The sequence below is a fragment of the Kitasatospora sp. NPDC004240 genome (assembly GCF_053603215.1).
In genome coordinates this window covers 1-5,518 of record NZ_JBSGFD010000335.1, presented here as the reverse complement: position 1 = coordinate 5,518, position 5,518 = coordinate 1, and the positions used below count along the sequence as shown (strand labels likewise).

3 protein-coding genes and 1 pseudogene are annotated in these 5,518 nt (G+C 72.0%); 2 read left to right on the top strand and 2 right to left on the bottom strand.

Annotated features, from left to right (window positions below; genetic code table 11):
• Positions 1 to 208: 208 nt before the first annotated feature.
• Together ACWEQL_RS40555 and ACWEQL_RS40550 are read right to left on the bottom strand one after the other, a co-directional pair.
• Positions 209 to 2,887 carry a tetratricopeptide repeat protein gene (locus tag ACWEQL_RS40555; RefSeq protein ID WP_452156334.1) on the bottom strand — a complete coding sequence of 893 codons (2,679 nt, stop codon included), beginning with the start codon at positions 2,885 to 2,887 and terminating at the stop codon, positions 209 to 211.
• An 83-nt stretch (positions 2,888 to 2,970) separates the two neighbouring features.
• Positions 2,971 to 3,420 (bottom strand): hypothetical protein, encoded by a 450-nt coding sequence (locus ACWEQL_RS40550; RefSeq protein WP_452156332.1) that lies wholly within the window; start codon positions 3,418 to 3,420, stop codon positions 2,971 to 2,973.
• On the opposite strand from ACWEQL_RS40550, the pseudogene ACWEQL_RS40545 reads away from it, so the two are divergent.
• Both ACWEQL_RS40545 and ACWEQL_RS40540 read left to right on the top strand, forming a co-directional pair.
• Positions 3,401 to 4,009: pseudogene (locus tag ACWEQL_RS40545) on the top strand (replication-relaxation family protein); the annotation flags it as partial. The gene ACWEQL_RS40550 and the pseudogene ACWEQL_RS40545 overlap by 20 nt on opposite strands.
• Positions 4,010 to 4,518: 509 nt before the next feature.
• Positions 4,519 to 5,518: ISAs1 family transposase (locus ACWEQL_RS40540; RefSeq protein ID WP_452156330.1), on the top strand; the 1,000-nt coding region annotated here is incomplete at its 3' end.

Genomic DNA, 5,518 nt, shown 5'->3' with positions numbered 1-5,518 from the left:
CGCCGGCCCGCCGCGCTCAGGGAACACCCTCACCTGACGGCGGGTACGTCGAGGCCGGCCACCACTGCGCCGCCGACCAGTAGCAGCACCACCCACGGGGCGGCCCGCCACCAGGCCGCCCCGCCCGACCGACGGAGGAGACCGGGATGCGGGGCTCCGGCTGCCACCTGCTGACCCGGCTACTCACGGAGGCCTGTACGGGCGGCTCTCAGGCCGTGCGGGCCTCGGCGAGGTAGTCGGCCAGGGTGCGGGTGGTCCGGTGGTCGGTGCCGAAGGTGGCAGTGAGGCCGGTGAGTGCCGACTCGTAGAGCGGGACGGCCCGGTCGAGGTCGCCGGTCAGCTGGTACAGCCGGGCCAGACTCCCGCTGCTGATCAGAGTGTCGGGGTGGTCGGCGCCCAGCCGGCGGGTGCGCTGCTCCAGGACGGTGGTGAGCATTTCCTCGGAGCGGTCGAACGCACCCGTTTCGCGCAGGGCCGTGGCCAGGTTGTGACGGTAGGTCATGGCCGCGATGCTCTCCGGCCCGGAGAGCTCCTCCTGGGTGGCGAGGGCCTCCTCCAGCAGCGGCACGGCGCCGGGTGCGTCCCCGGCCCGCATGAGGCAGGTCGCGTAGCCGGAGAGGGTGGACAGAGTGTCGGGGTGCCGGCTGCCCAGGGCCTCCCGGTGCTGCTGGAGGGTGGTCTCGAACAGCTCGGCGGCGGTCGTGAGGTCGCCGGTCCAGTCGTAGGCGGAGGCCAGCAGCTTCCGGTTCGCCAGGGTGTCGGCGTGCAGCACGCCCAGGATCTGCTCGCGCTGGACCAGGGTCCTGCGGCAGAGCTCCAGGCCCGCCTCCGGCTCTCCCGTCTTGAGGAGCATGTAGGAGAGGTTGCCCTGGCTCAGGAGGGTGTCGGGGTGGTCCTCGCCGAGGATCCGCACACGCTTCTCCGCAACCTCCCGGTAGATCCGGGAGGCCTCCTCCCGTTGCTCGGCGGCGTCCAGGGCGTAGCCGAGGTTGCCGAGGCACTCCAGGGCCTTCGGGTGGTCCACCCCCACCTGGTGGACCATGTCGGCCAGCGCCTCGCGGTAGGTGGCGATGGCCTCTGCGGATCGCCCCGCGCCCTCGTAGGCCCCGGCCAGGTTGTTCCGGACGGTGGCGGCGTTGAGCCGCAGGGGGGTCGAGTACTCCTGCTCCCAGTGGACCAGGCCGCCGTGCTCGTGGCGGAGCAGGTCCTGGTAGATCTCGATCGCCCGGTCGAACTGGTGGCCGTTCTCGTAGGTGGTGGCCAACCTGTTCCGCAGCGTGAGCGTCCGGGGGTGATCGGGGCCGAGATGTGCGGTGCTGTCGTCCACCGCTGCGGCGAACCCGTCTTCCGCGCGCTGCAGTTGGCCGCGCGCCAGATGGACCTCCGCGAGGCTCGCCCGGATGTGCAGGGTGATGAGGTCCCCGCCGCCGAGCACCCGGGTGGCCCGTTCCAGGAGCTCCTCCAGGAGGTCGGTCGCGGCCTCGAGCCGGCCCGCCGCCCGGAGCGAGGTGACGACCGCGCCGTGGGCGTTCAGGGTGAACGGATGGTCGATGCCGAAGCTGTGGGCGGTTTGCCGGGCGTAGGCCTCGAAGAGCGGGAGCGCCCGGACGGTCTGGCCGTGCTCATGGAGGTGCAGCGCGGTGTCGGAGAAAAGCCGGGACGTCCCGACGTGGTAGGTGCCGGGGTCGGTGGTGGAGAGTGCGGTCGCGTGTGCTGCGAGCCGGGCGAGTTGGACGGTGTCGGGAGCCTCCTCCGGCCCGTCGGGGTACACGGCTGCGAGCAGGATGCGCTCGGCGGCCTCCCGTCCGCGCTTTGCGGGAAGCCGCCCGTCCAGGGTGGCCAGCGCGGCCGCTTCGCGATCGGCCCGGTCGCGAAGCACCTTCTGCACCAGCCGGTGGACGGTCACCTCCTCCAGGGAGAGGGTGACCATGCTGTAGGCGCGCAGCAGACCGAGTGCTGTCTTCACTCGGACCGGGCCGGTGGTGAGTCCGGCCAGCAGCTCCCGGGGGAAGCCGTCGGGGGCGAGCCAGGCCAGGGTGTGGAGCAGCTCGACGGAGAGTGGGTTGCTCTCGGCCAGCGCGGTCAGGGTCAGGGCCCAGACGCCGGCGACGGTCTGCTCGTCGCGGGCGTGGTCGAGGGCGGCCTCGTCCAGGGACTCGTGGAGGCTGCTTCGGTACTCCTCGATGCTGGTCATCGTCTGGTTCATGTAGGCGCTGGCCTGTTCCAGAGCGAGTGGCAGGTCGCCGAGTTCCCCGGCGAGTTGGCCGGCGTGCCACTCCTCCTTCGGGGAGGCGAACGGTACCCAGGTGCCGATCAGCGCCACGGAGTCGGTGCGGGGGAGGACACTGAGGCCGACGAACCGTACCTGCTGGCCCTGCCAGCCGGTGGCGTGCCGGCTGGTGATCAGATGGTGTCCGCGCGGGAGGCTGCCCAGCAGGTTCCCCAGCAGGGCCGGTTCCTCCATGTTGTTGTGGACTAGGAGCCACCTGTCATGCTGTTGCAGCCAGGCCCTGGCCCAGGCGGCCCGGGCGGAGAGCGACGGCTCCGTGCCCGTCCAGTGCGGGCTCAGCTGCTCGGCGATCGCGGCGAGGGCCGCCTCGGTGGCCCCGGGGACGGCGGCCTCGATCCACCAGATCAGGTCGTACGACTCGCTGTGCAGGTGGGCGTACTGCAGGGCCAGTTCGGTCTTGCCGACCCCGCCCAGGCCGTGCACGACCACGGCCGCAGTGCCGGTGCCCCGGGCGAACTCGGCCCGCACCTCGGCCAGCTCGGCCGTCCGGCCGGTGAAGGTGAGTTTCCGGGCACGCAGGGACACCACGCCACGGGCCTCGGTGTCGGCGGCGTCGCGCACCGCACTGGCGGGCAGCACCGTGGTCCGGATGGTCACCGAACCGTGGATGCTGCCGCCGGCGGCTACCGACGCGATGCCCTCGGCATGGACCGAGATGGGGCCGGACGGGTGAGAGTTCGTCACTCGGCGCCGGCCGGCGCGGCGGCGGGGGAGACGGGCGTGGTGGTGACGTTGGTGGTCACCGGACCGTGGATACTGCCGCCGGCTGCGACCGAGCCGGCGCCACTGGCCTCCACCCTGGTGGCGCCTTGGGGGCCCCCGGCGGGCAGCAGGGCGGCCAACTCCGCCAGCAGCCCCGGATCGGAGTGCAGGGCCAGCCGGATCTGGCGGCGCAGGGCGCCCATGGCGTCCTCGCCGCCCGGCCGGCTGGCATCGTTCAGGCAGGCCTCCAGCTCGGCTCGCTGCTGCGTGTCCCTGCGGCGCCAGACCGAGTTGATGATGCGCTGCCCCAGACCCACGGTCGCGTCGGCTGCGGCCTCCTCGACCCGGGTCAGGACCGCGCCGCCGTAGGCGGCCGCTGCGGAGGTGACGGCCGGACCGGCCACCGCCATGAATGCATCGAGTTCCATGATCCCCCCAACTCCCCTTGACCGCACCGGATATGGGCGATCAAGACCAAGTCTACGGAGCATCGGGACAGGGCGGTGGGAAAAGGTCCGGATCGGGTCAGGCGGGTCACTGTTCGTGGTGGCGAAGCCATGGGCATTGCCGATCAGGCGGAGGCCGGTGGGGGCGAGTTCCCAAAGGGCGGTGTGGGCGTGGGCGGTGGCGGTACCGGGGCGACTGGCTGCGGGCAACCAGCGGAGGGACGGCGGGACTGGACGCTGCTGGGCACGTCCTGCGGATTGCCGCTCCGACATGGGATCGACGGCCCGGGGCGCGGGCGAATCGGGTGCGCCCCACGTGATGGCTGTGAACGAGACAGTGCTGGCGTTCGTGCGCGGCGGCACCGAGCCCGATGCTTCGGGTGAGATCGGCACGGTGACGTCCTGGGCGACGGAGGTGGAGTTCACGCTGGGTGGCCGCCGTAAGGTGTGCCCGGACGCGGTGTGGGAGGCGCCGGGGATCGGGCTGCCGGTGCCGATGGTCGAGGTGGACCGCTCCACGATGTCCCCGGCGAGGGCGGCTGCGAAGTTCGCCGGTTACCGCGAGCTGTTCCGCGCCAAGAGTCGGGACAACGACCCGGCGCTGGCAGAGGAGTCGGCGGCGGAGCGGATGACGTACTGGTGGCACCGCGCATACCCAGGAGGGCTACCCGCCCGTCGCCCTGGTCCTCGCCGACGCGAGCGCCACGACGCTGAACAACCGGGCCAGGCAGGTATGCGAGCGCGGCCGCCGCCGCGCCGAGGAGTACTCCACCGACAGCTGGCTCGACTACTCCGACCCGATCCCCATCCTGGTCACCTCCCTCGACAAGTTGGCCGAGCTGGGGCCGATGGGCGAGGTGTGGTGGCGCTACGGCCGCGGCGGCCTGCTCTCCCTGATCGGCGCTCTCTCGGGGAGCACCGGAGCAGCAGAGCGGCGTCGTGCAGGCGAAGTGTCCGCCTTGATGCCGGTTCAGGTATCGGATGTGGCTGTGGTGTTCCAGGGTCGAGCTGGAACGGAGGCAGGCACGGACTTCGGGTGATCATGAGGTGTCGAGTCCCTGATCACCGCAACGGAAGACCGTGCCTGCCCGATCATCATCGCCCATCCCCGCTGGCCTGGGCCAGCTCGCCGCCGCCCGGCCCGCCGCGCTCAGGGAACACCCTCACCTGCTGGACCACCTCGCGGCGGTGCCCGATCCACGCCGGGCAAAGGGCCGCCGCCACCCCCTCGCCTTCGTCCTCGCGCTCGCCGCGTGCGCGGTGCTGGCCGGCGCGAAGTCCCTGACCGCGATCGCAGAGTGGGCCACCGATGCCCCAGCCGCCGTGCTCGCCGCTCTTGGCGGACCGAACCGCGACCCGTCCGGCCCCACTGCCCCGGCGGAGGCCACCGTGCGCCGGGTCCTGCAGCGTATCGACGGTGACGCCCTCGACGCGGCGATCGGTGCCTGGCTCGCCGCCCGCGACACAGGCAGCCCGCCGTGCCGCCCGGAGCTGGGCAAACGCGGCCGCCGCTCGCTGGCCGTGGACGGAAAGACCGTGCGGGGCGCCCGTCGCACCGACGGCATCCAGGTGCATCTGCTCGCCGCGATGACTGGGACCGGCCTGGTCGCCGCGCAGTGCGAGGTCGGCTCCAAGACCAACGAAATCACCGTCTTCAAGCCGATGCTCGCACCGCTCGACCTGGCCGGCACCGTGGTCACCTTCGACGCCCTGCACTCCCAGACCGGCCACGTCCGCTTCCTGGTAGAAGAGAAGAAGGCCCACTACATCGCCGTGATCAAGGGAAACCAGCCGCTGCTGTACCAGCAGCTCAAGCAGTTGCCCTGGCGGGAGGTTCCGCTGCTGGACAAGACCCGGGCCACGAAGCATGGCCGTGACGAGATCCGCCGGGTCAAGACCTGCTCCGTGGCGCGCGGCCTCGGCTTCCCCCACGCTGCCCAGGCCGTGCAGATCGTGCGCCGCCGCCGAACCCTCACCACAGGGAAGGTCACCCTGGAACGCGTCTACGCGGTCACCGACCTGGCCGCGGAGCAGGCCGACGCTCGCGAGATCGCGCATCGCGTCCGCGAGCACTGGGGCA